Source organism: Microbacterium sp. (assembly GCF_017305435.1).
In the GTDB taxonomy this organism is placed as follows: Bacteria; Actinomycetota; Actinomycetes; order Actinomycetales; family Microbacteriaceae; genus Microbacterium.
This window is the reverse complement of record NZ_JAFKIP010000004.1, coordinates 372690-396363: the sequence shown is the minus strand read 5'-3', so window position 1 is coordinate 396363 and position 23674 is coordinate 372690. Positions and strand designations below refer to the sequence as shown.

At 71.3% G+C, this 23674-nt stretch carries 24 protein-coding genes; all 24 read right to left on the bottom strand.

The window, feature by feature from the left end:
* Window positions 1-79: 79 nt before the first annotated feature.
* Window positions 80-1048: a prolipoprotein diacylglyceryl transferase gene (gene lgt, locus J0I43_RS07995; RefSeq protein WP_292861649.1), complete on the bottom strand. Its 969-nt coding sequence runs from the start codon at window positions 1046-1048 to the stop codon at window positions 80-82.
* 69 nt (window positions 1049-1117) lie between these two features.
* Window positions 1118-1900 (bottom strand): tryptophan synthase subunit alpha, encoded by a 783-nt coding sequence (trpA, locus tag J0I43_RS07990; RefSeq protein ID WP_292861646.1) that lies wholly within the window; start codon window positions 1898-1900, stop codon window positions 1118-1120.
* Window positions 1897-3201, bottom strand: a complete 1305-nt coding sequence (trpB, locus tag J0I43_RS07985; protein ID WP_292861643.1) for a tryptophan synthase subunit beta — start codon at window positions 3199-3201, stop codon at window positions 1897-1899. Before trpB ends, trpA begins: the two co-directional genes overlap by 4 nt.
* Window positions 3165-3974: an indole-3-glycerol phosphate synthase TrpC gene (gene trpC / locus J0I43_RS07980; protein ID WP_292861640.1), complete on the bottom strand. Its 810-nt coding sequence runs from the start codon at window positions 3972-3974 to the stop codon at window positions 3165-3167. The genes trpB and trpC overlap by 37 nt, the downstream gene beginning before the upstream one ends.
* A gap of 2 nt (window positions 3975-3976) precedes the next feature.
* Window positions 3977-4207, bottom strand: coding sequence for a DUF6704 family protein (locus J0I43_RS07975; RefSeq protein WP_292861974.1), 231 nt, complete (start codon window positions 4205-4207; stop codon window positions 3977-3979).
* Between the two features lie 51 nt (window positions 4208-4258).
* Window positions 4259-4855 (bottom strand): Trp biosynthesis-associated membrane protein, encoded by a 597-nt coding sequence (locus J0I43_RS07970; RefSeq protein ID WP_292861637.1) that lies wholly within the window; start codon window positions 4853-4855, stop codon window positions 4259-4261.
* Complete coding sequence (gene hisI, locus J0I43_RS07965) at window positions 4852-5205, bottom strand: phosphoribosyl-AMP cyclohydrolase (protein ID WP_292861634.1); 354 nt, start codon at window positions 5203-5205, stop codon at window positions 4852-4854. The genes J0I43_RS07970 and hisI overlap by 4 nt, the downstream gene beginning before the upstream one ends.
* Complete coding sequence (gene hisF / locus J0I43_RS07960) at window positions 5202-5981, bottom strand: imidazole glycerol phosphate synthase subunit HisF (RefSeq protein WP_292861631.1); 780 nt, start codon at window positions 5979-5981, stop codon at window positions 5202-5204. Before hisF ends, hisI begins: the two co-directional genes overlap by 4 nt.
* The gene (hisG, locus tag J0I43_RS07955) at window positions 5981-6823 is read right to left on the bottom strand and encodes an ATP phosphoribosyltransferase (RefSeq protein ID WP_292861628.1); all 843 of its coding nucleotides are present in this window, start codon (window positions 6821-6823) and stop codon (window positions 5981-5983) included. The genes hisF and hisG overlap by 1 nt, the downstream gene beginning before the upstream one ends.
* Before the next feature lie 49 nt (window positions 6824-6872).
* On the bottom strand, window positions 6873-7136 hold the full coding sequence (locus J0I43_RS07950) for a phosphoribosyl-ATP diphosphatase (RefSeq protein WP_292861625.1): 264 nt from the start codon (window positions 7134-7136) through the stop codon (window positions 6873-6875).
* Between the two features lie 62 nt (window positions 7137-7198).
* Window positions 7199-7858, bottom strand: coding sequence for a ribulose-phosphate 3-epimerase (gene rpe, locus J0I43_RS07945; RefSeq protein WP_292861622.1), 660 nt, complete (start codon window positions 7856-7858; stop codon window positions 7199-7201).
* 42 nt (window positions 7859-7900) lie between these two features.
* Complete coding sequence (locus J0I43_RS07940) at window positions 7901-9292, bottom strand: transcription antitermination factor NusB (protein WP_292861619.1); 1392 nt, start codon at window positions 9290-9292, stop codon at window positions 7901-7903.
* Window positions 9289-10221, bottom strand: coding sequence for a methionyl-tRNA formyltransferase (gene fmt, locus J0I43_RS07935; protein WP_292861616.1), 933 nt, complete (start codon window positions 10219-10221; stop codon window positions 9289-9291). The genes J0I43_RS07940 and fmt overlap by 4 nt, the downstream gene beginning before the upstream one ends.
* Window positions 10222-10262: 41 nt before the next feature.
* Window positions 10263-12263 (bottom strand): primosomal protein N', encoded by a 2001-nt coding sequence (locus J0I43_RS07930; protein WP_292861613.1) that lies wholly within the window; start codon window positions 12261-12263, stop codon window positions 10263-10265.
* A 17-nt stretch (window positions 12264-12280) separates the two neighbouring features.
* Window positions 12281-13471, bottom strand: a complete 1191-nt coding sequence (gene metK / locus J0I43_RS07925; protein ID WP_292861610.1) for a methionine adenosyltransferase — start codon at window positions 13469-13471, stop codon at window positions 12281-12283.
* Window positions 13472-13605: 134 nt separating this feature from the next.
* Window positions 13606-13860 (bottom strand): DNA-directed RNA polymerase subunit omega, encoded by a 255-nt coding sequence (gene rpoZ, locus J0I43_RS07920; protein WP_292861607.1) that lies wholly within the window; start codon window positions 13858-13860, stop codon window positions 13606-13608.
* Window positions 13861-13944: 84 nt separating this feature from the next.
* The gene (gene gmk / locus J0I43_RS07915; protein ID WP_292861604.1) at window positions 13945-14841 is read right to left on the bottom strand and encodes a guanylate kinase; all 897 of its coding nucleotides are present in this window, start codon (window positions 14839-14841) and stop codon (window positions 13945-13947) included.
* A complete protein-coding gene (gene pyrF / locus J0I43_RS07910) occupies window positions 14841-15677 on the bottom strand; it encodes an orotidine-5'-phosphate decarboxylase (protein WP_292861601.1) in 837 nt (278 codons plus the stop codon). Before pyrF ends, gmk begins: the two co-directional genes overlap by 1 nt.
* Window positions 15674-18976, bottom strand: coding sequence for a carbamoyl-phosphate synthase large subunit (gene carB, locus J0I43_RS07905; protein ID WP_292861598.1), 3303 nt, complete (start codon window positions 18974-18976; stop codon window positions 15674-15676). The genes pyrF and carB overlap by 4 nt, the downstream gene beginning before the upstream one ends.
* A complete protein-coding gene (gene carA / locus J0I43_RS07900) occupies window positions 18976-20202 on the bottom strand; it encodes a glutamine-hydrolyzing carbamoyl-phosphate synthase small subunit (RefSeq protein ID WP_292861595.1) in 1227 nt (408 codons plus the stop codon). The genes carB and carA overlap by 1 nt, the downstream gene beginning before the upstream one ends.
* The gene (locus J0I43_RS07895) at window positions 20199-20768 is read right to left on the bottom strand and encodes a hypothetical protein (protein WP_292861592.1); all 570 of its coding nucleotides are present in this window, start codon (window positions 20766-20768) and stop codon (window positions 20199-20201) included. Before J0I43_RS07895 ends, carA begins: the two co-directional genes overlap by 4 nt.
* Entirely contained in the window at window positions 20765-22072 is a 1308-nt protein-coding gene (locus tag J0I43_RS07890; RefSeq protein WP_292861589.1) for a dihydroorotase, read from the bottom strand. Before J0I43_RS07890 ends, J0I43_RS07895 begins: the two co-directional genes overlap by 4 nt.
* Entirely contained in the window at window positions 22069-23070 is a 1002-nt protein-coding gene (locus tag J0I43_RS07885) for an aspartate carbamoyltransferase catalytic subunit (RefSeq protein WP_292861586.1), read from the bottom strand. Before J0I43_RS07885 ends, J0I43_RS07890 begins: the two co-directional genes overlap by 4 nt.
* Window positions 23067-23609 carry a bifunctional pyr operon transcriptional regulator/uracil phosphoribosyltransferase PyrR gene (pyrR, locus tag J0I43_RS07880; protein ID WP_292861583.1) on the bottom strand — a complete coding sequence of 181 codons (543 nt, stop codon included), beginning with the start codon at window positions 23607-23609 and terminating at the stop codon, window positions 23067-23069. The genes J0I43_RS07885 and pyrR overlap by 4 nt, the downstream gene beginning before the upstream one ends.
* Window positions 23610-23674: the final 65 nt, after the last annotated feature.

The window sequence follows — 23674 nt, the reverse complement described above, 5'->3', positions numbered from 1 at the left end:
CAATGATCTTGCTGAAGTGGGGACGACGTCGGCCCGATGTCAAGCAGGGTGTGTGTCAAGCAGAGTGTGTAGCGGGGTGCTACTTCGAGGCGACGGCGCTTGTGGCAGTGTCCGCGACGGTTTCGGACGTCGGGGGTGCGCTGACGTCGACGAAATCATCGGTGTTCTGCGATTGTACATTCCCGCTGCGCGTGGCTTCGCGTCCGGGCTGGTAGGGCGACGGCTCGATCCCCGGGTGGCGACGCTTCTGCACGAAGAAGATCACGATCCCGATGACGACACCGAAGATCGCGGCCCAGACGTTCGTGCGCAAGCCGAAGAAGACCTCGCTCGGGTCGATGCGAATGTTCTCCCACACGATACGACCCGCGCAGTACCAGACGAGGTACAGCGCGAACAGCCGCCCCCACTGCAGCGTGAACCGCTTGCCGGCCCAGAGGAGGAAGAGGACGCCGAGCGTGTTCCAGATGACCTCGTACAGGAATGTGGGGTGGAAGAGGGTCCCTTCCGGCAGGCCTGCCGGCCACGCCGGGTTCGGGTAGTCGATCTGCAGACCCCAGGGCAGGTCCGTGGGGAGGCCGTAGAGCTCCTGGTTGAACCAGTTGCCGAACCGGCCGAGCGCCTGCGCGAGCAGGAGTCCCGGCGCGAGGGCGTCGGCGAAGGTCCAGAACCGGATGCCGGTCCACTTGCATCCCAGCCAGGCGCCGATCGCGCCCCCGATGAGGGCGCCGAAGATCGCGATGCCCCCTTCCCAGATGCGGAAGATCGCCGTGATGTCCTTGCCTTCGCCGAAGTAGAAGTCCCAGTGCGTGACGACGTGGAAGATGCGGGCTCCGATGATCGCCAGCGGAACCGCGATCAGGCAGATGTCGATCACCACCCACGGCTCCGCGCCGCGCTTGGTCAGGCGGCGGTTGGTCATGATCGCCGCGACGACGATGCCCGTGAGGATGCACAGGGCGTAGAAGTGGATCGTCAGCGGGCCGATCTGGAACGAGCTGATCGACGGGCTCGGGATGCTGGCGGCGACGGAGGCGGTGGAAAGCACGAGGGGAAGTCTACTTCGCCGCCGCGCGGCGCCCTGCGCGCGCCGCTCCGCGCCCGTCCCGCAGCGGGGTCAGCGGGCGGTTCCGGATGCCAGGGCGCGGGCTTCGGCGGACAGACCCGCGACGCCGCCGTCGCGCAGCGCGCGGACGAGGGCCGTGCCGACGATCGCTCCGTCGGCGTACTCGACGACGCCGGCGACCTGATCGGGTGTGGAGATGCCGATGCCGACGCACGCGCGCTCGGCGCCGTGATCGCGCAGTCGCGCGACGAGGGTCCGCGCCGCGGCATCCAGCTCGGCTCGCTCTCCCGTGATCCCCATCGTCGACACGGTGTAGACGAAGCCCGTCGACGAGCGCACGATCAGGTCGAGTCGCTCGTCGGTCGAGGTGGGGGCCGCGAGGAAGACGCGGTCCAGACCCGTCCGTTCCGACGCGGCGATCCAGTCCGCCGCGGCATCCGGCGTGATGTCCGGCGTGATGAGACCCGCACCACCGGCGGCGGCGAGGTCGTCGGCGTAGCGATCGACGCCGTACTGCACCACCGGGTTCCAGTACGTCATGACGAGGATCGGGACGTCGGTGCGATCGGCGATCGCGCGCACCGCGGTGAAGGTGTCGCGCAGCCGGATGCCGGCCGCGAGCGCGGCCCCGGTGGCCTCCTGGATGACCGGGCCGTCCATGACCGGATCGGAATACGGCGGACCGAGCTCGAGGATGTCGGCGCCGGCCTCCGCGAGAGCGACGGCCGCGTCGATGGAGGTCTGCAGGTCGGGGTATCCGATCGGCAGGTAGCCGACGAACGCGCCGCGTCCGTCCGCGCGCGCGGCGTCGATGGCATCCGTGACTCGGCTCACAGCTCGATCCCCTCGCCCTTCGCGCCGTCTACGGGCGGAGGCTCCACGACGGGACCGGCTTCGTCTTCGTCCCCGTCATAGAGGCCGAACCAGCGCGCCGCGGTGTCCATGTCCTTGTCGCCGCGCCCGGAGAGGCTCACCGCGATGATCGCATCCGGTCCGAGCTCCCGTCCGAGACGCAGCGCACCCGCGAGGGCGTGCGCAGATTCGATCGCCGGGATGATGCCCTCCGTGCGGCTGAGGAGGCGGAGCGCCTCCATCGCCTCGGTGTCGGTCGCGGGGATGTACGACGCCCGGCCGATGGAGGCCAGCCACGAGTGCTCGGGACCGACGCCGGGGTAGTCGAGGCCTGCCGAGATCGAGTGCGACTCGATCGTCTGCCCGTCCTCGTCCTGCAGGACGAACGTCCGCGCGCCGTGCAGGACGCCGGGGCGTCCGCGTTCGATGGATGCCGCGTGCTTGTCCGTGTCGACGCCGTCGCCCGCCGCCTCGACGCCGTACAGGCGCACGTCCGCGTCGTCGAGGAATGCGTCGAACATGCCGATCGCGTTCGAGCCGCCGCCGACGCAGGCGACGACGGCATCCGGCAGTCGCCCGGTCTCCTCGAGGAGCTGCGCGCGCGCCTCCTCGGAGATGATCTTCTGGAAGTCGCGCACCATCGCGGGGAACGGGTGCGGCCCGGCGGCCGTGCCGAAGATGTAGTTCGTCGTCTCGACGGAGGCCACCCAGTCGCGATACGCCTCGTTGATCGCGTCCTTCAGGGTGCGCGAGCCGGTCGTCACGGGGACGACCTCGGCGCCGAGCAACCGCATGCGGGCGACGTTGAGCGCCTGCCGTTCCGTGTCGACCTCGCCCATGTAGACCGTGCACTCGAAGCCGAACAGCGCGGCAGCGGTCGCCGTCGCGACACCGTGCTGGCCGGCACCGGTCTCCGCGATGACCCGCGTCTTCCCGAGCCGCTTCGTCAGCAGCGCCTGGCCGATGACGTTGTTGATCTTGTGCGAGCCGGTGTGGTTGAGATCCTCGCGCTTGAGGAAGATCCGCGCGCCGCCCGCGTGCTCCGCGAACCGCGGCACCTCGGTGAGCGCCGACGGCCGACCAGCGTACGAGCGCAGGAGCTCCTCGAACTCGGCCTGGAATGCGGGATCGGCCTTCGCCGCCTCGTACTCCGCGGTGAGCTCGTCGATCGCGGCGATGAGCGACTCGGGCATGTAGCGCCCGCCGAAATCGCCGAAGAACGGACCGTGCTGGTCCCTCAAGCTGGTCACTTCGACTCGCTCCGCTCGCTCAGTACGTCGCATGATCCCGCCTCGAGGAAGGCGTGCAGGGTGGACACCGGATCGTTCGTGACGAGAGCCTCGCCCACGAGCGCGACGTCCGCTCCCGCCGCGCGGTAGTGCGCAACATCGGCGGGGGCGAGCACAGCGGACTCGGCGATCTTCACGGCATCCGCGGGCAGGTGCTCGACGAGCGAACCGAACAGATCACGGTCGAGTTCGAACGTGGAGAGGTTCCGCGCGTTGACGCCGATGAGCCGCGCCCCGAGGTCCGCGGCGCGATCCACCTCCTCGCGCGAGTGCGTCTCGACGAGCGGGGTCATGCCGAGGTCGAGGACGAGCGCGTGCAGCTCCCTCAGGAGCGGCTGCTCGAGCGCAGCGACGATGAGCAGCACGAGGTCGGCGCCGGACGCCCGCGCCTCGAGCACCTGGTACGGCGTCGCGATGAAGTCCTTGCGCAGGACGGGCAGCGCCACGCGGGACTTCACCGCCTCGAGGTCGGCGAGCGATCCCTTGAACTTCCGCCCTTCGGTGAGGACGGAGATCGCAGAGGCGCCGCCCTCCTCGTAGCGTGCGGCCTGCAGTGCCGGGTCGGGAATGGATGCCAGGTCCCCGCGCGAGGGGCTCGCGCGCTTGACCTCGGCGATGATCTTGACGCGGTCGGCCGGGGCGAGAGCGGCGAGGGCGTCGAGCGCCGGGCTCTGGGCGAGCGCAGCGCGCTCCACCTCGGCGAGCGGGCGGTGCGCGGCGCGCGCCTCGGCATCCTCCACCGCGCCCGCGGTGAGGTCTGCCAGCATGATCAGTGCTGCTTCGGCGAGTACTTGGGGCCGCGTGCGCCGTAACCGGCCTTGGCGAGTGCCCAGCCGACGATCGCACCCGCGACGAGGAGGCCGACCGACGCCCAGACGAGGGCAGGCATGTCGAAGAAGAAGAACACGGTCCCCAGGGTCACGGCGAGGAGCATGATCACAACGGCGGTCCAAGCGGCCGGGGAGTGTCCGTGGCCGGGGTCGTCGATGCTGCTCATGATTCTCCTTCTGCCGTGGGGCACGGTTCTGGCGCGGGCGGGTCGTCGCCAAGTCTAGCGGGCGGTCGGATCGTCGCCGTGCGACAGGTCGTCCCACGAGTCGATCGCGTCGTGGGGGCGGGACCCGGTCGAGGTCTCCGCCGCGGCGGACTCGCGCCGGTACCGACGACCTCCGGAACGCCACCGGTGCGCCGTCGTGAGCGCGAGGACCCCGCCGATCAGGATCAGCAGCCCCGCGAAGGCGGCGGCGTACGGCCAGAACGTGCCGGTGACCTCACCCACGAGGTCTGAGATGGCGTCCGCACCGGAGAGGCCCGTCGATGTCGTCACGACGGTGGCCACGGCATCCAGCGGATGCTCGACGCCGATCCGCATGGCGCTGATGAGGAGCGTTCCGCCGATCGCGACGCCGAGCAGGCCGAAGACGTACCGGAGCACCCGCCCGACGACCGTCAGCGCCAGCCCGAGGGCGAGGGCCGCGAGGCTGAGGGGCGCCAGGATCGGCATCGCCGAGGCACCAGGGACGGCGAGCGGTTCGTTCGCACCCGCGCGCAGCGTGACATCCAGCCACGTCTGCGTCGACGAGATGATCGCGATCGCGCCGCCGACGACGATCGCGAGGACGCTGAGCAGCCGGGCGCGCGCGATCACGGGGCTTCGCCCGCGACGGGCTCGAGATCGTCGGCGTCGAAGCAGGTGTGATCGCCGGTGTGGCACGCGGCGCCGATCTGCTCGACGGTGATGAGCAGCGCGTCGCCGTCGCAGTCGAGGCGTGCGCCCTTCACGTACTGCGCGTGACCCGAGGTGTCGCCCTTGCGCCAATACTCCTGCCGAGAGCGGGACCAGAACGTGACACGCCCCTCCGTCAGGGTGCGGCGGAGCGCCTCGGCATCCATCCATCCGAGCATGAGTACCTCGCGCGTGTCGTGCTGCTGGATGATCGCGGGGGCGAGCCCGTCCGCGTTCCACGCGACGCGCTCGACGCGGACGTCGCCGGTCATCGCCGCACCTCGATCCCGCTCTCGGAGAGGGCATCCTTGACGTCGCCGATCGACAGCTCGCCCGAGTGGAAGACGGATGCCGCGAGGACGGCATCCGCACCGGCGTGGACAGCCGGAGCGAAGTCGCGGGCCGCGCCCGCACCGCCGGAGGCGATCACCGGGACCGAGGAGATCTCCCGCATGAGGCCGATGAGCTCGAGGTCGAACCCGTCCTTCGTGCCGTCGGCGTCGATCGAGTTGACGAGCAGCTCGCCCGCACCGCGGTCGATCGCCTCGCGCGCCCAGTCGAGCGCGTCGAGGTCGGTGAGGGTGCGGCCGCCGTGCGTCGTCACGACGAAGCCGGAGTGCGTACCCGGTGCACCCGCTCGAGAGGCCCGCTTGACGTCGAGGGAGAGGACGAGCACCTGCGCGCCGAAGCGGTCGGCGATCTCGCCGATGAGCTCCGGGCGCGCGATCGCCGCCGAGTTCACGCCGACCTTGTCGGCGCCCACGCCGAGAAGGCGCGCGACGTCCTCGGCCGAGCGCACTCCCCCGCCCACCGTCAGCGGGATGAAGACCTCCTCGGCCGTCCGCCGCACGACGTCATACGTCGTCGCGCGATCGTCGACCGTCGCCGTCACGTCGAGAAAGGTCAGCTCGTCGGCTCCCTGCGCGAAGTACAGCGCCGCGAGTTCGACGGGGTCGCCCATGTCGCGGAGGTTCTCGAAGTTGACGCCCTTGACGACGCGTCCGGCAGCGACGTCGAGACACGGGATGACCCGGCAGGCGAGCGTCATCACAGCCTCGCGTTGTGGATCGCCGTCACGAGGATGGCGCGCGCACCGATCGCATAGAGGGCGTCCATGACCTGGTTCACCGTCTTGCGGGGGCTCATGACGCGCACGGCGACCCAGGCGGGATCGCGCAGCGGCGAGATCGTCGGCGACTCGATGCCCGGCGCGAGCGCCACGGCCTGGTCGACGAGGTCGGCGGGCAGGTCGTAGTCGATCAGCACGTAGCGACGTGCGACCATGACTCCGCGCAGGCGCCGCAGGAGCGTCTCCGTGCCGTCCGCCTCGACGGGAGCACCGATGAGCACGGCCTCCGACTCGAGCAGCACGGGTCCGAAGATCTCGAGCCCCGCCTGGCGGAGCGTCGTTCCCGTCGAGACGACATCGGCCACGGCGTCGGCGACGCCCAACTGGACCGCGGACTCGACCGCGCCGTCGAGCGGCACGAGGTCGACCGCGACGCCCTGCTCGTCGAGGAAGCCGTCGACGAGACCGGGGTAGGCGGTCGCGACACGGAGACCCTCGAGATCGCTTACGTCGTGGAAGCGGCCGGGAGGGCCGGCGAAGCGGAACGTGGAGCCGCCGAAGCCGAGCCGTTCGATCTCGCGCGCTCCCGGCATCCGGGCATCCAGCAGCAGATCACGGCCCGTGATGCCGACATCGAGAGCCCCCGAGCCGACGTAGGTGGCGATGTCCTTGGGGCGGAGGTAGAAGAACTCGACCTCGTTGACCGGGTCGATGACGTGCAGGTCCTTCGGGTCACGGCGGCCGGTGTATCCGGCTTCGGCGAGCATCTCGGCGGCGGTGTCGGCGAGCGACCCCTTGTTCGGCACGGCGATTCGCAGCATGTCGAGTGAGCTTTCGGTTCGGAGCGGCTGTGGTGGGGCGGGAGCGCGCTCAGAGATGTCGGTAGACGTCTTCGAGGCTGAGACCCTTCGCGAGCATCAGCACCTGCAGGTGGTACAGCAGCTGCGAGATCTCCTCGGCCGTCTCGGCGTCGGACTGGTACTCAGCGGCCATCCACACCTCGGCCGCCTCCTCGACGATCTTCTTGCCGATCGCGTGCACACCGCGATCGAGCTGCGCGACCGTCCCTGATCCTTCGGGGCGGGTGGCCGCAGTGGCGGTCAGCTCCGCGAACAGGCCGTCGAACGTCTTCACCCTGACAGGCTACCGGTCCGCGAGGGGTGTCGCGCCCGCCGCCCGTCCTGGTTCAGTGGCCTTCAGTGGCGGTGGGCGGATGCCTGGGCGCGCAGCGCCGCGATCGCCGCGGCGGGGTCGGCCGCCCCGAACACGGCGGACCCGGCGACGAACGTGTCGGCACCCGCTTCGGCAGCCTGCGCGATCGTCGACTCGGAGATCCCGCCGTCGACCTGGAGCCACACCTCGGATCCGCGGCGGCGCGCCTCGTCACGGAGCCGCGCGAGCTTCGGCATCTGATCGGCCATGAAAGACTGACCCCCGAAGCCCGGCTCGACCGTCATCACCAGGATCTGGTCGAACTCGTCCAGTACCTCGTACAGGCCCTCGACGGGCGTCGCGGGCTTGACGGCGACACCGGCACGCGCGCCGATGTCGCGCAGGCGCCGCGCGAGTGTGACGGGGTCGGCCGCCGCTTCGAGATGGAACGTCACCGATGCCGCGCCGATCTCGGCGTAGCCCGGTGCCCAGCGGTCGGGGTCGGTGATCATGAGATGCACGTCGAGCGGCACGGGGCTCGTCGCCTGGATGCGCTCGACCATCTGCGGACCGAAAGTCAGGTTCGGCACGAAGTGATTGTCCATGACGTCCACGTGCACGAAATCCGCACTCGCGATGCGGTCGAGGTCGGCCTGCATGTTGACGAAGTCGGCGGACAGGATGCTGGGGTTGATACGCGCCACGCGCCCATTATCCACTGCGCCGGATCGGGCCCGACTGCGCGCTCACCGCCGGCGCAGCAGCGAGATCGACATCGCGTCGGTGCCGTGGCGGTGCGGCCACAGCTGCGCGCGAAGCGAGCCCGCGGCATCCGCCAGGTCGATGTCCCGCTCCGCGACTCCGGCGACGACCGCGCGGGCGTCGAGCTCTTCGAGATCGCCCTCGTGCGTGCGCAGCACTTCCGCGACGATGCCTGCGGTCTCGGCGAGGTGGGGCGAGCACGTCACGTACGCGACGATGCCGCCCGGCTTCAGCGCGGCGACCGCCGCATCGAGGAGCTCCGTCTGGAGCGCGGCGAGGGCGGGGACGTCCGCGGGCTGCTTGCGCCAGCGCGCCTCCGGGCGGCGGCGGAGCGCGCCGAGGCCCGTGCACGGCGCGTCGACGAGGATGCGGTCGTACTTCCCGCGGCCGGCCCGCACGCGGCCGTCCTCCTCCGACACGGGCACCTCGAGCGGCACGCCCGCGACAGAGTCGCGCACGAGCCCGGCACGCGCGGGCGACAGCTCATTCGCCTCGAGCCGCGCCCCGTGCGCCAGCGCCTCGGCGGCGAGGACGGCCGTCTTGCCCCCCGGGGCCGCGCACAGGTCGAGCCAGACCTCCCCCGGTGCGACCGGCACGGCGCGCGCGAGGGCGAGCGCCGCCAACTGCGATCCTTCGTCCTGCACCCGGATGCGACCATCGGATGCCGCGACGACGGCACCGGGGTCTCCTCCGGCCGAGCGGAAGCCGATCGGAGAATAGGGCGTCGGGGCGGCGTCCGCGGGGCGCTCGGCGAGCCCGGGAAGGGCCGCGAGTGTCACGGTCGGCGACGCGTTGTCGGCATCCAGGAGCGCTTCGAGCTCCTCCGAGCGGTCCTCGGCGGCCAGCGCGCGGCGGAATGCGCGGATCACCCACACGGGGTGCGCGTAGCGGAGCGCGAGCCGTTCGTCGTCGGAGCGCGCGGCGGCATCCAGCCGCTCCAGCCACGCGTCGCGGCTGCGCTCGGAGACGCGACGCAGCACCGCGTTGGCGAACCCCGACGCGGGCTTCCCGGCCGCCTGACGCACCTGGCGGACGGTCTCGTTCACCGCCGCGTGCGTCGGCGTGCGCATCGCGAGAAGCTGGTGTGCACCGAGCCGCAGTGCGTCGAGGACGGTTGGATCGATCGCCGAGACAGGGCGACCCGCGGCATCCGCGATGATCGCGTCGTAGGTCCCCTCGCGGCGGAGCGTTCCGTACGTGAGCTCGGTCGCGAGGGCGGCGTCCGGCCCCGACAGACCGGCCCGCGCGAGCATGCGGGGAAGGAGCAGATTCGCGTAGGCGTCGGAGGTGTGCACGGCACGCAGGACGTCGTACGCGACCCAGCGCGGCGTGCGCCCGGACGCCGGTCGCGTGCGCTCCTCGGGCTCTCCCGTCACCGGCCCTCCTCCCCGAGCTGTGCTCGAAGCGCCTCGCCGCGCCGCCCGCGCCACCAGTCCGTCGCGGGCATCGGCCCCTTGCCGGCGGGCTGCACCGTCTTCAGGAGGAGGGTCCCCTCCCCCGTGCCCACCAGTACGTCTTTGCCCACGAGCGCGAACTCACCGGGTGCGAGCGATTCGTCGGGCCCGCGGAGCGCCGCGAGCACCTTGAGGCGCTGCCCATCGACGACGAGGTGTGCGCCCGGTTCGGGTGTCGTCCCGCGGTACCGGTCCACGACCGCGTCGGCGGATGCCTGGAGGTCGAGCGCCCCGTCGGCGAGCGTGAGCTTGGGCGCCAGGGTCGGCTCCCCCTCCTGGGGGACCGCTCGCGCCGTACCGGCGGCGATGCCGTCGACGACGCCCGTCACGAGAGGCGCGCCGCGCTCGGCCAGCGCAGCGAGCACGTCTCCGGCCGTGTCACCGCGCGGGACGTCATAACGCAGCTGCGCATACACGTCGCCGGCGTCGAGCTCCGGCACGAGCTGGAACACCGCCGCGCCGGTCGTCCGGTCGCCCGCGATGAGCGCCCGCTGCACGGGCGCCGCGCCGCGCCAGCGCGGCAGGAGCGAGAAGTGCAGGTTGATCCAGCCGTGGGCGGGCGTCGAGAGCAGCGGCTCCCGCACGAGGCCGCCATAGGCCACGATCACGCCGAGGTCGGCGCCCAGCGCCGCGATGGACTCGGTCGCCGCGGCATCCAGCCGATCGGTCTTGATCACCGGCAGGCCGAGCTCGGCGGCGGCCTGCGCGACGGGCGACGGCGTCAGCACGCGCTTGCGGCCGAGCGGCGCGTCCGTGCGCGTGACGACGCCGACGAGCTCGTGGCTCGACGCGGCGAGGGCGCGCAACGACGGAACCGCGGGCGCCGGGGTGCCGGCGAAGACGATGCGCATGGATCTCCTGGGGAAGGGTCGGAAGGTGGTTGACGGGAGGGTCACAGATCGAGTTCGGGCACGTCGAGCCGGACTCTCAGGGTAGTCCGCGGCGCGGCGCGATCGCCGCGTGCCCGCGCCCGACGACCGTTCAGCGCGTCGGCGACGACGGCGGCGCGCAGGCTCTCGGCAACAGGCCTCCCGAGTGCGTAGTCGAAGCGCACGAGAGCACGCACGCCCCCGTCCTCGCGCGGAACGGGGCCGAGGACCGCCGCGGCATCCATCGCCGGCACCGCCACGCGGAGCGCCTCGAGCGCCGTCTGCACCGCCGTGGTCGCTCCCTCGATCACCGCGACCCGCACGGTCGGAGGCATGTGCAGCGGAGCACGGTCGGCGAGCTCGGCGCGCGCGTAGGCCGGCTGGGTCCAGGTCGCGAGTGCCCGCGCGACGGGCCCGGTCACCCCGACGAGATGCACAGGGGCGCCCGGGCGTGCGAGCGCGGCGGCATTCGACCACCAGCGCAGCGCCGACTCGCCGATGCGCAGCTGCTCGGCGAGCAGCATCCGATCACCGTCGAGGAGGATCACCGCGTGGTAACCGCCGTCGGCGTGCGGTTCGGCACCCCGCGTCGCGACGACGAGCGCGGGCCGCGCATCGACCGAGACCACCGGGTGGTCGCCGTCGGCGAGGATGACGCGGGTGTTCGGGAAGGCCCGACCGAGTTCGTCGGCCGTGCGCTCGCTCCCCGAGGAGGCCATGCGCAGCGTCGTGGACTGGCAGTGCGCGCACGTCCACGACGAGATGCTCCGCCCGCACCACGTGCACTCCGGCGCGGCACCGGGTCGGCGCGCGCGCAGCGGCCCCGTGCAGTGCGGACAGCGCGCGGGCGTGCGGCACTGCGCGCACACGAGCACGGGTGCGTAACCGGGACGCGCGACCTGGACGAGCACGGGGCCGCTCTCCAGCGCGGCACGCGCGGCGGCGAAGGCCGCGGACGGCACGCGCTGGCCCCGCGACTCGCCCTCGCGCGTCGCGGAGAGCACGACGCTCGGGCTCTCCCGACGGCGCGCGGGGACGTCGCGGACCCAGCCGAGCTGGACGAGACGCTCGACGTCGGTCGTCCGCGTATGCCCCGCGAACACGAGCGCCGACTCCTCCAGCTCCTGCCGCACGAGTGCCGCGTCGCGCGCGTGGACACCCGGACTCAGCGGTTCGGCGAGGAGCGGATCGCCGTCGTCCCACACGATGACGGCACCGACGTCGCGTGCCGGCGCATAGACCGTCGAGCGGTTGCCGACCACGACCGCGGGCGCACCGTCCAGCAGCCGCAGATACGCGCTATAGCGCTCCGGCCCGGAGCGGCGGGCATCGTCGCGGATGATCGCGTCCGCCGGGAGGTGGGCGGCGAGGACCGTCAGCACCTGGTCCTCGTCGCGCTGGTCCGGGACGACGATGAGCGTGCTCTGCGCGCGGGCGAGCGTGTGGACGGCGATCGCCGCCACGAGTTCTGACCATGCGCCCACCGGAAAGTCAGCCGCCGACGCGGGGCGCGGCGGCGCATCGATGGCGATCCGCGCCCGGGCCTCGAGCGCAGCGCTCAGCTCGGGATAGACCGCGAGGATGCCGTCGGCCCACGCCGTCGCGGCGGCCTCGACCGCGGGCGGAGGAGCGCCGGGCTCCTCCTCGTCGCCGCGCGCCGCGAGCCACGCTTTCTCCGCGCGCACCATGCGCTTCGGGATCACGAGGCGCAGGATGTCGCTCGCTGAGCCGGCCGCGCGGTCGGCAGCGCGGCGAGCCAGCGCGTAGAGCGCAGGAGACAGCACGGCGACGGGCGACACGATCGCGTCGATCTCGGACAGCGGCTTCGTCGTGCGCGCGGCGTCCGCGGCATCCACCGTCTCAACGAGATACCCCTCGACGACGCGGCCGGCGGTCCGCAGCGGGACCTTGACGCGGACGCCGGGCACCGCATCTGCTTCGAGCGCCGCCGGGATCGCATAGTCGAACAGCCGATCCAGCTGCGGCAGCGGCGAGTCGATCAGGACTCGCCCGACGAGGGGCATGGCGCGCGCCGGAGCGGTCAGAGCCCGGCGGCTGCGCGCAGCTCGTCGACGCGCGTCGTCTGCTCCCACGTGAAGTCGGGGAGTTCGCGGCCGAAGTGGCCGTACGCAGCGGTCTGTGCGTAGATCGGCCGCAGCAGGTCGAGGTCGTCGATGATCGCTTTGGGGCGCAGATCGAACACGTCGCGGATCGCCTTCGTGATCGCCTCGTCGTCGACGGCACCCGTCCCGAAGGTCTCGACGTACAGCCCGACGGGCTCGGCGCGGCCGATCGCGTACGCGACCTGCACCTCGAGCCGCTCCGCGAGGCCGGCGGCGACGGCGTTCTTCGCGACCCAGCGCATCGCGTAGGCGGCGGAACGATCGACCTTGGACGGGTCCTTGCCGCTGAACGCACCGCCGCCGTGACGCGCCGCTCCCCCGTACGTGTCGATGATGATCTTGCGGCCGGTGAGGCCGGCGTCGCCCTTCGGACCCCCCGTGACGAACGGGCCTGCGGGGTTGATGACGTAGCGCACGTTGGAGAGGTCGAGCCCCGTCGTCGCGAGCACGGGGTCGATGACCTCGGCCTGCACCGCTGCCCGGAGCGCCGGGAGCGAGATGTCGGGGTTGTGCTGCGTCGACAGCACGACCGTGTCGACGGTCCGCGGCACGGCGCCGTCGTAACCGAGCGTGACCTGCGTCTTGCCGTCCGGCCGGAGGAACCCGAGTGCGCCCGACCGGCGCGCGTCGGTGAGGCGCTCGGCGAGCCGATGCGCCGTCCAGATCGCCATCGGCATGAGCTGCGGCGTCTCGGTCGTGGCGTATCCGAACATGATGCCCTGGTCGCCGGCGCCGAGCGCGTCGACGGGGTCCTCCGACCCGCCTTCGCGATGCTCGATCGCGGTGTCGACACCGGCGGCGATGTCGCTCGACTGCTCGCCGATCGACACCGTCACACCGCACGAATCGCCGTCGAAGCCGGTCTCGCTCGAGGTGTACCCGATGCGGTTGACGACACGGCGCACGATCCCGGAAATGTCGACGTACCCGTCGGTGCGCACCTCTCCCGCGACGTGCACGAGGCCCGTCGTGACGAGGGTCTCCACCGCGACGCGGCTACCCGCGTCCTCCGCGAGGAGGGCGTCCAGGACGGAATCGGAGATCTGGTCGCAGATCTTGTCGGGGTGCCCCTCCGTGACGGACTCGGAGGTGAACAGGCGCAGACTCATCGGGATCTCCAGGGTTCAGCGGGCACGGACACCATCATGCCCGCGGTCCCCGACATCGGCGTGGACGCACGACTTCTCGGGAAACGCGGGCATGGAAGAGGTCATGGAGCGTCAACGGCTCCACGGCATCCGGATCACTCGGCCTGACGCAGGCGGAGCTTGTCCTCGTGGATCTCGTGCAGCGCGATCGTCAGGGGCTTGTCCTCGACCGACGAGTCGACGAGCGGCCCGACGTTGTCGAAGAGGTTGCCCTCGTGCAGGTCGGAGTAGTAGTCGTTGATCTGACGCGCGCGCTTGGACGCGTAGATGACGAGCTGATACTTCGAGTCGACCTTCTCGAGGAGAGCGTCGATGGGCGGGTCGATGATGCCCTTGTCACGTCCGGCCATGATGAACCTCCAGGATCGGATGGCGGTGAAAGCGTGTGGTGGAAACTCGCGGGCCGCAGGATGCCGCGGCATCCGGCCATTCTATCAGCGCGCGAGCGCGGCGACCTCGGCAGCCGCGCGGGCGACGTCGTCGTTGACGACGAGATAGTCGAACTCCCCCTGCGAGGCGAGCTCCGTCTTGGCCGTGCGCAGACGCCGCGCCCGCTCCTCCTCACCCTCCGTGCCCCGCCCGACGAGGCGGTGCACGAGCTCGTCCCAGCTGGGCGGGAGGAGGAAGACGAGCGCCGCGTCGGGCGCGGCCGCCCGTACCTGTCGGGCCCCCTGCAGATCGATCTCGAGGAGGACCGTACGTCCCTCGGCGAGGGCCTTCTCGATGGGCGCCTTCGGCGTGCCATAGCGGTGGGCGTTGTGCACCGTGGCCCACTCGAGGAGCTCGCCCGAGGCGATGAGCCGGTCGAACTCCGCGTCGTCGACGAAGAAGTAGTGCTCGCCGTTCACCTCGCCGGGGCGGGGCACGCGGGTCGTGGCGGAGACCGAGAGGAGGATCTCCGGGTGGTGCTCCTTGACGTGCGCGGCGACCGTCCCCTTGCCGACCGCTGTCGGACCGGCGAGGACGACGAGGCGGCTGCGACCCGCCCGCGGCGACGGCTCGGGGAAGCGCTCGTCGAGCCAGCGCGAGAGCGCGACGCGCTGCCGGGGGCCCAGCCCGCCGAGGCGCTTCACGGGGGCGATGCCGAGCTCCGCGAGGATCCGATCCCGCTTGCCCTCGCCGATCGCCGGCAGCGCGGTGAGGTATTCGGTCACGCGCATCGCGCCGGCGGGCGTGTCGGGATGCTCGCCGGCGCGGCGCAGCAGCTCCTGCGGAGAGAGGACGCGCATGGCGACGTCCTTCTTCAGGGCCGCTCTCTCCCGGCGCGCCGCAACGGCACGTCGGGATGCCGCGGCGCGGTCGACCTCGGGTGGGCGGCGCGTCTGGATCATCACCGTCTACGGTACAGCGCCGCACGCTCCTCGATGCGCGTCGCGAGGGCTCCGGGGCCGGCGGCGCCGGCCGACAGGACGCTGCGACTCTCGCTCGCGACGACCTGGGAGGCGACGTAGCCGAACAGGCGCGCGAGATCTGCGGGCTCCGCCCCCTGCGCGCCGAATCCGGGCGCGAGGATCGGGGTGCCGGCGAGCACGATGTCCGTGAGTCCGAAAGCGCGCCGGTCGACGGTCGCGCCCACGACGAGCCCGACCGAGCCGAGGGATCCGGGCGCGCCGATGTTGCGCGCCGCGACATCGTGCGCGATGCGCTCGGCGACGCTCTCCTCCTCGTCGACGCGGGCCCGCTGGATCGCGGCGGCCTCGGGATTGCTCGTCGCAGCGAGGACGAACGCTCCCTTGTCGTGGTCGAGCGCCGTCGTGAGGGCGCCGTGCAGCGCGTCGGCGCCGAGGTAGGGGCTCAGCGTCACGGCATCGCACTCGAGCGGCGCGCCCGGCACGAGCCACGCGGCCGCGTAGCCGTCCATCGTCGTGCCGATGTCCCCGCGCTTCGCATCGGCGATGACGAGAAGGTCCGCAGCACGAGCGGCCGCCATCACGTCCTCGAGCGCGGCGAACCCCGCCGCGCCGTAGCGCTCGTAGAACGCGACCTGCGGCTTCACGACCCCGACCCGCCCCGTCGCGGCCTCGACCGTGCGGAGGCCGAACTCGCGCGCGCCCGATGCCGAGGCATCCAGCCCCCACGCCCGGAGCAGCACCTCGTGCGGGTCGATGCCGACGCACAGCGGGCCGTAGGCGTCGATCGCGACCCGCAGGCGGGCGCCGAAGCTCACCGTCGGGCCTCCGCCAAGCGCTCGGCGCGGTCCGTCGCGTACTCCTGGAGACTCTTCACCGCGAAGCCCTCGCGGAGTACCGGCAGAGCGCTCACAGCGGCGCCCAGCACGGCCATCGTCGTGAAGAGGGCCTTGTCGGCGGCGACCGCGGCCGCGCGGATCTCGTAGCCGTCGGCGCGCGCGATGCCGCCCGACGGGGTGTTCACGACGATGTCGATCTCGCCCGCATTGATGAGGTCGACGACGTTGCGCTCCCCCGACTCCTGCGTGTCGGAGTACTTGTGCACGACCTCGACGCGGATCCCGTTGCGCGCGAGGATCTCGGCCGTGCCCTCGGTCGCCGTCAGGCGGAAGCCGAGCTCCTGCAGGCGGTGCGCCGGCAGGATCACGGCGCGCTTGTCGTCGTCGGCGACGGAGAGGAAGACGGTCCCCGACGTCGGAAGTCCGCCGTACGCGCCCGCCTGGCTCTTCGCGAACGCCGTCGGGAAGTCGCGGTCGATGCCCATGACCTCACCCGTCGAACGCATCTCGGGGCCGAGCACGGAGTCGACCGTGTGGCCGTCGGCGGTGCGGAACCGCTTGAACGGCAGCACCGCCTCCTTGACGGCGACGGGGGCGTCGAGCGGAACGCGCGAGCCGTCCTGCAGGGGCAGGAGCCCCTCGGCCTTCAGCTCCGCGATCGTCGCGCCGGCCATGATGCGGCTGGCGGCCTTCGCGAGCGGGATGCCGAGAGCCTTCGACACGAACGGGACGGTGCGCGACGCGCGCGGATTCGCCTCGATGACGTAGAGCACCCCGGCCGAGACGGCGAACTGCACGTTGAGGAGGCCCCGCACGCCCACCCCCTCGGCGATCGCGAGGGTCGCGGTGCGCACGCGGTCGATCTCGGTGCGGCCGAGCGAGACGGGCGGTAGCGTGCACGAGGAGTCGCCCGAGTGGATGCCGGCCTCTTCGAGGTGCTCCATGACCCCGCCGATGTACAGCTCGTGACCGTCGTAGAGCGCGTCGACGTCGAGTTCCACGGCGTCGTCGAGGAACCGGTCGACGAGGAGGGGCTTGCCGTCCTCGATGACCACCTCGCCCGCGGTGCGCACGAAGTAGTCGCGCAGGCTCTCGGTGTCGTAGACGATCTCCATGCCGCGCCCGCCGAGCACGAAGCTCGGGCGGACGAGGACGGGGTAGCCGATCTCCTCGGCGATCGCGATCGCGCCGGCCTCGTCCGTCGCCGTGCCGTGACGCGGCGCGATGAGCCCCGCCCGGTCGAGCAGCTGCGAGAAGAGCTCGCGCTCCTCCGCGATGTCGATCGCGGCGGGAGAGGTCCCGAGGATCGTGTAACCGGCATCCTCGATGCCCTTCGCGAGGCCGAGCGGCGTCTGCCCGCCGAGCTGGCACACGACGCCGAGGATCTCGCCCGACGCGCTCTCCGCGTGCAGCACCTCGAGGACGTCCTCGAGGGTCAGCGGCTCGAAGTACAGGCGGTCCGACGTGTCGTAGTCGGTCGAGACCGTCTCCGGGTTGCAGTTGACCATGATCGTCTCGTAGCCGGCGTCGGCGAGGGCGAACGACGCGTGCACACACGAGTAGTCGAACTCGACGCCCTGCCCGATGCGGTTCGGTCCGGAGCCGATGATGACGACCTTCTGCCGCTCCGACGGCGTGACCTCGGTCTCGTAGTCGTACGAGGAGTAGTGGTACGGCGTGAGAGCCGGGAACTCCCCCGCGCACGTGTCGACGGTCTTGTAGACGGGCCGGATGCCGAGGCCGTACCGGATGCCGCGGACCTCGGCCTCTGATATGCCGCGCAGCTGCGCGAGCTGGGCGTCCGAGAAGCCGTGCTCCTTCGCGAGGCGCAGGGTCGCGGCATCCAGCTCGGGCGCGTCCTGCACGAACGCGGCGACCTCGTTGATGAGCGCCATCTGGTCGAGGAACCAGGGGTCGATCTTGGTCGCCTCGAAGGCCTGCTCGACCGTGGCACCAAAGCGCATGGCCTGCTGCAGGACGACGATGCGCCCGTCGGTGGGCTTCTTCGCGATCTCGAGGAGCTCGGCGACCGAGCGCGACTCCTCGCCCCAGTGAAAGCTCGACCCGCGCTTCTCGAGCGAGCGGAGCGCCTTCTGCAGCGCGGTCGTGTAGTTGCGGCCGATCGCCATCGCCTCGCCGACCGACTTCATGGTCGTCGTCAGCGTCGTGTCGGCATTCGGGAACTTCTCGAAGTTGAACCGCGGCACCTTCACGACGACGTAGTCGAGCGTCGGCTCGAAGCTCGCCGGCGTCGCCTGCGTGATGTCGTTGGGCACCTCGTCGAGGCGGTAGCCGATCGCCAGCTTCGCAGCGAGCTTCGCGATCGGGAAGCCGGTCGCCTTGGAGGCGAGCGCCGACGAGCGCGACACCCGCGGGTTCATCTCGATGACGATGATGCGGCCGGATGCCGGGTCCACCGCGAACTGGATGTTGCAGCCACCGGTGTCGACGCCGACGGCGCGGATGATGTCGATGCCGATGTCGCGGAGCTTCTGGTACTCGCGGTCGGTCAGAGTCAGCGCCGGAGCGACCGTGATCGAGTCGCCCGTGTGCACGCCGACGGGGTCGACGTTCTCGATCGAGCAGACGACGACCGTGTTGTCAGCCGTGTCGCGCATGAGCTCGAGCTCGTACTCCTTCCAGCCCAGGATCGACTCCTCCAGGAGCACCTCCGTGGTCGGCGAGTCGCGCAGGCCCGCGCCGCCGATGCGGCGGAGGTCCTCCTCGTCGTACGCGAAACCCGAGCCGAGCCCGCCCATCGTGAACGAGGGGCGGACGACGAGCGGGTAGCCGAGCTCGGCGGCACCGGCCAGCAGGTCGTCCATCGTGTGCGCGATCACCGAGCGCGCGACGTCGGCGCCGGCATCCAGCACCAGCTGCTTGAAGATCTGACGGTCCTCGCCCTTGCGGATCGCGTCGACCTTCGCGCCGATGAGCTCGACGCCGTAGCGCTCGAGGATCCCCTGCTCGTGCAGGGCCATCGCGGCGTTGAGCGCGGTCTGTCCGCCGAGGGTCGGCAGGATCGCGTCCGGCTTCTCCTTCTGGATGATCGTCTCGATGACGGCCGGCGTGATCGGCTCGATGTAGGTCGCGTCGGCGAAGTCGGGATCGGTCATGATCGTGGCCGGGTTCGAGTTCACGAGGATGACACGGACGCCCTCCTCGCGCAGCACGCGGCATGCCTGCGTGCCGGAGTAGTCGAACTCGCACGCCTGGCCGATGACGATCGGGCCGGACCCGATGACGAGGACGCTCTTGATGTCGTCGCGCTTGGGCATTACTTGTCACCCTTTCGGTGATCGAGTGCGCGCGTAGCGCGTGTATCTTCTCGGTGATCGAGTGCGCGCGTAGCGCGTGTATCGAGATCAGCGACGACGAGGTCGCGGAACCGATCGAAGAGGTAGTTGGCGTCGTGGGGGCCGGCGGCGGCCTCGGGGTGGTACTGCACGCTGAAGGCGGGGATGTCGAGCGCGCGCAGGCCTTCCACGACGTTGTCGTTGAGCCCGACGTGACTCACTTCGACGCGGCCGTACCCGTTCGGCGACTCGACCTCACCCTCGAGCGGAGCGTCGACCGCGAAGCCGTGGTTGTGCGCCGTGATCTCGACGCGCCCGGTCTGCTTGTCGAGCACCGGCTGGTTGATGCCCCGGTGGCCGAAGGGGAGCTTGTAGGTGCCGAAGCCGAGCGCGCGACCGAGCAGCTGGTTGCCGAAGCAGATCCCGAAGAACGGCAGCTTCTCGTCGAGCACGGCGCGCAGGAGGGCGACGTGATCGCCGGATGCCGCGGGGTCGCCGGGACCGTTCGAGTAGAAGACCGCGACCGGCTCGATCGCGCGGATCTCGTCGATCGTCACGGACTGCGGCAGCACGTGCACGTCGAAGCCGCGCGCGGCGAGATTGTCGATCGTGGCCTGCTTGACGCCGAGATCGAGCACGGCGAGGTTGCCGATCCGCTCCCCCATGGCGGGGGTCAGCTCGGCGACGGAGACGGAGACCTCGGCGGAGAGATTCTGGCCCGACATCTCGGGGGCCTCACGGACGAGACGCAGCTGCTCCTCGGCATCCAGCGCCGCGGCCTCGCCGGAGAACACGCCGCCCCGCATCGACCCCGCCGAGCGCAGCACCCGCGTGATGGCGCGGGTGTCGACGCCCGAGATGCCGACGATGCCGTCGCGGACGAGCGCGTCGTCCAGAGACTCCTCGGCGCGCCAGTTGGAGACGACGCGCGAGGGGTCGCGCACGATGTAGCCGGCGACCCAGATGCGGCGGGACTCGGGGTCTTCGCCGTTCATGCCGGTGTTACCGATGTGCGGCGCGGTCTGCAGCACGATCTGGCCGGCGTAGGAGGGGTCGGTGAGAGTCTCCTGGTACCCGGTCATGCCGGTCGAGAAGACGACCTCGCCCAGGGTCACCCCGCGCGCGCCGTAGGCGCGGCCGGGGTGGCGCGACCCGTCCTCGAGCACGAGGACGGCCGGATCGGCGGTGAAGGAGGTGGTGCGCGTCATGCGTCGGTTCCCGTCGGGGTGTCGGTCGGTGAAGTCTTCGAGGCGGATGCCTCAGCGGGTGCGGACGGCGCGGGCAGCGTCGCGGCGATCGCGTCCGCGAGCGCGCGTGCTGAGGCATCCTGCGGTCGGAGGAAGGTGTCGACGAGCTCGCTCCCACCGCCGGTGCGCGCGGCGCTCCACGTCAGACGAACGAGCCCGCCGGGCTCGACGACGCGGTCGATCGCGACGCGCGCGAGGTCGACCGCGGCGATCTGCGCGACCGGGAGGAAGAGCGGCGCGGAGCCCGCGAGGGCGAGGCCGACGCCGCGGTCGGTGACCGTCACGACCACGCGCGATCGGAAGGCGAGTCCCGCGATCGCGAGGCGTTCGAGCGGCTCGTCATGGCGCGTCGTGGCGACGTAGAACCCGGAAGCGGTCGACGTCGCCTCGGCGCCGGAGGGGATCTCGCCGACAGGGGCGACAAAGCCCGAGTCGCGGCGGGCGCGTCGGCGCCATGCGACGACCCCGAGCCCGATCAGCACGACGACGACGGCGAGGATGACGAGCAGGGCGCCCTCGCGGCTCATGCGCGCACCTCCGTCATGCTCTCGGCGACGACGCCGTCGGCGACGGTGGGGGCGCCGCGGAACAGGGTCCAGCGAACCTCGCCGGGCAGCTCCCGGCCGAGGTACGGCGAGTTGACGCTGCTCCCCCGCAGATCATCACTGGTGAAGGGGCGGACCGGGGACGGGTCGTAGAGCGTGAGCGAGGCCGGTGCGCCGACGGTGAGGGGCGTCCCGGCATCCGTCAGACGTCCGATGCGTGCCGGCGTCGCCGACATCACGCGGGCGACATCTGCCCAGTCCAGGAGCCCGGTCGCGACCACCGCCTCGTGCACGACCCGCAGCGCCGATTCCAGCCCGACCATGCCATTGGCGGCCGCCTGCCACTCGCATGACTTGCTCTCGTCGGGATGCGGGGCGTGATCGGTCGCGACGATGTCGATCGTGCCGTCGGCGAGACCCTCGCGCACGGCCCGCACGTCCTCGTCACGGCGGAGCGGCGGGTTGACCTTGAAGCGTGCGTCGTAGCCGCGCACGAGCTCTTCGGTCAGCAGCAGGTGGTGGGGGGTCACCTCGGCGGTGACGTTCACGCCGCGCTTCTTCGCCCACCGGATGATGTCGACCGACCCGGCCGTGGAGAGGTGGCAGACGTGCAGGCGCGAACCCACGTGCTCGGCGAGCAGCACATCGCGCGCGATGATGGCCTCTTCCGCAACGGCGGGCCAGCCGGCGAGTCCCAGCTCCGCCGAGACGGTGCCCTCGTTCATCTGGGCACCCTCGGTGAGGCGCGGATCCTGGGCGTGCTGAGCGACGACGCCGTCGAACGCCTTCACGTACTCCAGTGCGCGGCGCATGATGAGCGGGTCGAAGACGCAGAAACCGTCGTCACTGAAGACGCGCACCCGCGCGCGGGACGACGCCATCGCGCCGATCTCGGCGAGTCGCTCGCCCTTCTGCCCGACCGTCACGGCACCGATCGGCTGGACGTGCACGTAACCGGCGGCCTCGCCGAGGGCGAGCTCCTGCTCGACGACGCCCGCCGTGTCGGCGACGGGTGAGGTGTTCGGCATGGCGAACACCGTCGTGTAGCCGCCCGCGGCGGCCGCGCGCGATCCGGTGAGGATCGTCTCGGATGCCTCGTAGCCCGGCTCGCGCAGATGCGTGTGCAGGTCGACCAGGCCCGGCAGGGCGACGAGGCCCTCGGCGTCGATCATGGTCGCGCCCGCCAGCGAGAGGCCCGGGCCGACCTCGGTGATCACGCCGTCCGAGACGATCAGGTCGGTGGCATCCCCGCCGCTGAGGCGGGCTCCCTTGATCAGATACGTCATCGGGCGTCCTCGTCTTTCGGTCCCTGAGCTTGTCGAAGGGTCGTGTCGCGCTGCTCTTCCCGTTCACCGGCGAGCAGCAGGTAGAGGGCCGCCATGCGCACCGAGACGCCGTTCGCGACCTGCTCCAGCACGGTCGAACGCGGCGAATCGGCGGCGTCGGCGGAGATCTCCAGCCCTCGGTTCATGGGTCCGGGGTGCATCACGATGCTACCTTCCGGCAGGGCACGAAGGCGCGCCCGATCGAGTCCCCAGCGGCGCGCGTACTCGCGCTCCGTCGGGAAGAACGCGGCGCTCATCCGCTCCAGCTGGATGCGCAGCATCATGATCGCATCGGGGCCCGCAGCGATGGCCTCGTCGAGGTCGTAGGAGACTTCGACGGGCCACGCCGAGACGTCCTGCGGCACGAGCGTGGGCGGAGCGACGATCCTCACGTGCGCGCCGAGCGTCGCGAGCAGCCACACGTTGGAACGCGCGACACGCGAGTGCAGGATGTCGCCGACGATCGTGACGCGGATGCCGCTGAGGTCGCGCCCCCGGCTGTCGTCGCCGAAGGTGCGCTTGCGGATCGTGAACGCGTCGAGGAGGGCCTGTGTCGGGTGCTCGTGCGTGCCGTCGCCGGCGTTGACGACACCGGCGGTGATCCAGCCGCTCGTCGCGAGGGTGCGCGGGGCTCCGGAGGCGCCGTGCCGGATGACGACGGCATCCGCCCCCATCGCCTGCAACGTCTGCGCCGTGTCCTTGAGGGACTCGCCCTTGCTGACCGACGATCCCTTCGCCGAGAAGTTGATGACGTCGGCGGACAGCCGCTTGGCCGCGGCCTCGAACGAGATGCGGGTGCGCGTGGAGTCTTCGAAGAAGAGGTTCACGACCGTCTTGCCGCGCAGCGTGGGGAGCTTCTTGACCTCGCGCGACTGCGTGTCGCGCATGTCCTCGGCGACGTCGAGGAGCTGCAGAGCGGCCTCACGGGTGAGCGTCTTGGTGTCGAGCAGGTGCCTCATGATGCGATCGTCACCTCCTCGATGCCGTCGGTCTCGGCGAGGTGCACGTTGACGCGCTCGCTGCGCGCCGACGGCAGGTTCTTGCCCACGAAGTCGGGCCGGATCGGCAGTTCGCGGTGGCCGCGGTCGACGAGGATCGCGAGGCGCACGGCGGCCGGACGACCGATGTCGCCGAGGGCGTCGAGGGCGGCGCGGATCGATCGGCCGGAGAACAGCACGTCGTCGACGAGCACGACCGTCTTCCCGTCGATGCCGCCGGCGGGGATCGACGTCGGATGCGGCGCGCGCGTCGGGTTCCGGTGCAGGTCGTCGCGGTACATCGTGACGTCGAGCGCACCGACCGGGACGGCGGTGCCGGAGATCTCGGCGAGGAGTGCGCCGACGCGCTCGGCGAGCGTGACGCCGCGAGTCGGGATGCCGAGGAGCACGAGGCCGTCGGGCCCCTTGTTGGACTCGAGGATCTCGTGGGAGATCCGAGTCAGGGCACGGGCGATGTCGGCGGCGTGCATCACTGTCCGAACTGACTCGGGCGTGACCATGCGCTGCTCCCTTCTCCGCCTCACAGGACGGGGTTAAAGGTTGCGGGTGTATCGAGCTTCAGCCT

Coding starts and splice junctions, on each gene's coding strand:
- J0I43_RS07930 (WP_292861613.1), bottom strand. CDS start 12,263: ATGCCCCTCGTCGGGCGAGTCCTGATCGACTCGCCGCTGCCGCAGCTG.
- trpC (WP_292861640.1), bottom strand. CDS start 3,974: ATGCTGGCAGACCTCACCGCGGGCGCGGTGGAGGATGCCGAGGCGCGC.
- rpoZ (WP_292861607.1), bottom strand. CDS start 13,860: ATGGCCGGACGTGACAAGGGCATCATCGACCCGCCCATCGACGCTCTC.
- carB (WP_292861598.1), bottom strand. CDS start 18,976: ATGCCCAAGCGCGACGACATCAAGAGCGTCCTCGTCATCGGGTCCGGC.
- pyrR (WP_292861583.1), bottom strand. CDS start 23,609: ATGGTCACGCCCGAGTCAGTTCGGACAGTGATGCACGCCGCCGACATC.
- carA (WP_292861595.1), bottom strand. CDS start 20,202: ATGACGCGCACCACCTCCTTCACCGCCGATCCGGCCGTCCTCGTGCTC.
- fmt (WP_292861616.1), bottom strand. CDS start 10,221: ATGCGCATCGTCTTCGCCGGCACCCCGGCGCCCGCGGTTCCGTCGTTG.
- metK (WP_292861610.1), bottom strand. CDS start 13,471: ATGAGTCTGCGCCTGTTCACCTCCGAGTCCGTCACGGAGGGGCACCCC.
- hisI (WP_292861634.1), bottom strand. CDS start 5,205: ATGACCGGCGACGTCCGCGTCGAGCGCGTCGCGTGGAACGCGGACGGG.
- hisG (WP_292861628.1), bottom strand. CDS start 6,823: ATGCTGCGAATCGCCGTGCCGAACAAGGGGTCGCTCGCCGACACCGCC.
- trpB (WP_292861643.1), bottom strand. CDS start 3,201: ATGCGACGTACTGAGCGAGCGGAGCGAGTCGAAGTGACCAGCTTGAGG.
- J0I43_RS07895 (WP_292861592.1), bottom strand. CDS start 20,768: ATGAGCCGCGAGGGCGCCCTGCTCGTCATCCTCGCCGTCGTCGTCGTG.
- gmk (WP_292861604.1), bottom strand. CDS start 14,841: ATGATCCAGACGCGCCGCCCACCCGAGGTCGACCGCGCCGCGGCATCC.
- hisF (WP_292861631.1), bottom strand. CDS start 5,981: ATGACGCTCGCCTGCCGGGTCATCCCGTGTCTCGACGTCGCTGCCGGA.
- J0I43_RS07885 (WP_292861586.1), bottom strand. CDS start 23,070: ATGAGGCACCTGCTCGACACCAAGACGCTCACCCGTGAGGCCGCTCTG.
- J0I43_RS07890 (WP_292861589.1), bottom strand. CDS start 22,072: ATGACGTATCTGATCAAGGGAGCCCGCCTCAGCGGCGGGGATGCCACC.